The organism is Celeribacter persicus, assembly GCF_003050785.1.
Lineage (GTDB): Bacteria > Pseudomonadota > Alphaproteobacteria > Rhodobacterales > Rhodobacteraceae > Celeribacter > Celeribacter persicus.
In genome coordinates this window covers 1-1,563 of record NZ_QAOH01000081.1, presented here as the reverse complement: position 1 = coordinate 1,563, position 1,563 = coordinate 1, and the positions used below count along the sequence as shown (strand labels likewise).

Below are 1,563 nucleotides of genomic sequence, written 5' to 3'. Positions count from 1 at the left end.
CAGAGCCGCCAGCAGGCATGGCAGCGCCACCAGCACCGGGCCCGTCAGGGCCAGAGGAGAGTTGAGGGAAAGCCGAGGGAGTGTGGGAAGGCCCGGCGCAGAGACATTACCATCACGATGCGCCGGATCAGTCATCGTCGCGTCTCTCGTGATCGCGGTCGCGACGATCATCATCGTCGTCCTCAAACTCGAACTCGATTACTTCCAACGTCGCCGGGTGGACCGTCACCTCGATCGCACGCCCTTGGGCATCCCGGCCGTCAATTTCGTAGCAGCCATCGTCGATCTTGATGCGGCGCACCGCCCAGCCATTTTCCTCGGCAAGACGGGCAACCGCGTCGCGCGGCTGCCAATCAGCCATCGGAACGAAGCAGTCGTCGTCAGCCAGCGCCGCGCCGGCCGGGAAGACCGCGAGAAAGCCGATAATTGTCAATGTCTTCTTCATGGGGCACACTCCTAGTGGCTCGCCTCTTGATGCACTTCATGCGCTGCGAAACTGACGACAGCCTGAACGGGCGCGACCCACAGGCTTCAGCTTCGTGTCAGCCAGACGGATCATGCAGGGACATCAGACAAGAACGGGTACGACCATGCGCATATTGCTGATCGAAGACGACACGACCCTCGGCGCTGCCGTGCGCGACCAGATCGCAGCCGATGGCCAGTCAGTGGATTGGGTTACGCGGTTGGATGCGGCAAGCGATGCCATGGCTGCTACGTCCTACGACTTAATCCTGCTCGACCTGATGCTGCCGGACGGGCGTGGCATCGGGTTCCTCAAGGTTTTGCGCACGCGGGGCGACGTGACGCCGGTCATCATTCTTACCGCACTCGACCAAGTGTCGGACCGCATCGAAGGCCTCAACGCGGGCGCAGACGACTACCTTGTGAAGCCTTTCGACCTGTCGGAACTGTCGGCGCGGATCGGATCGGTCGCGCGGCGCTACAGCGGCAACCCCAACCCGATCCTGACCCACGGACCGCTCGACATCGACCTTGCCGCGCGCAGCGTCCATCGGGATGGCAGTCATGTGCCGCTGACAGCGCGGGAATGGGCGCTCTTCGAAGCGTTCCTCGCGCGTCCCGGGCAGCTCCTGTCCAAGGCGCAGTTGGAGGAGAAGCTCTACGCCTTCGACGCCGAGGTCGAGAGCAACACCATCGAGGTCCATGTCAGCCGCCTGCGGAAGAAACTGGGGAGCGCAATCATCGAAACCGAGCGCGGCATGGGCTACCGCCTGGGCAGGCCATGAGGTGGCCCGCAAGCCTTCAGGCGCGGCTCGGCCTATCCGTGGGGCTGGTGCTGACGGTGCTGTGGCTGCTGGCTGCGACGGTGACGGCCGTGATCGTCCGGGCCGAAATGGACGAGGTCTTCGACAGCGCGCTCCGTGAGACAGCGGAGCGGATCCTGCCGCTGGCAGTAACCGACATCGTCGGGCGGGAAGATCAGGGTGTGACCCAGCGGCTCGCCCCGATCCGTGCGCACGACGAGTTCTTCACCTATCTCGTGCGCGATGCCGAAGGCCGCATCCTGCTGCAATCGCATGCGGCGGACCCCACCGTGTT

2 protein-coding genes and 1 pseudogene are annotated in these 1,563 nt (G+C 64.1%); 2 read left to right on the top strand and 1 reads right to left on the bottom strand.

Going from position 1 to position 1,563, the window contains the following annotated elements; all coding sequences use genetic code 11:
* Positions 1–127 precede the first annotated feature (127 nt).
* Entirely contained in the window at positions 128–445 is a 318-nt protein-coding gene (locus C8N42_RS21270; RefSeq protein WP_038068680.1) for a PepSY domain-containing protein, read from the bottom strand.
* Between the two features lie 145 nt (positions 446–590).
* Between C8N42_RS21270 and C8N42_RS21265 the strand changes: the two genes are divergently transcribed.
* Positions 591–1,250 carry a response regulator transcription factor gene (locus C8N42_RS21265; RefSeq protein WP_107818384.1) on the top strand — a complete coding sequence of 220 codons (660 nt, stop codon included), beginning with the start codon at positions 591–593 and terminating at the stop codon, positions 1,248–1,250.
* A pseudogene (locus C8N42_RS21260) lies at positions 1,247–1,563 on the top strand (two-component sensor histidine kinase); the annotation flags it as partial. The gene C8N42_RS21265 and the pseudogene C8N42_RS21260, both read left to right, overlap by 4 nt.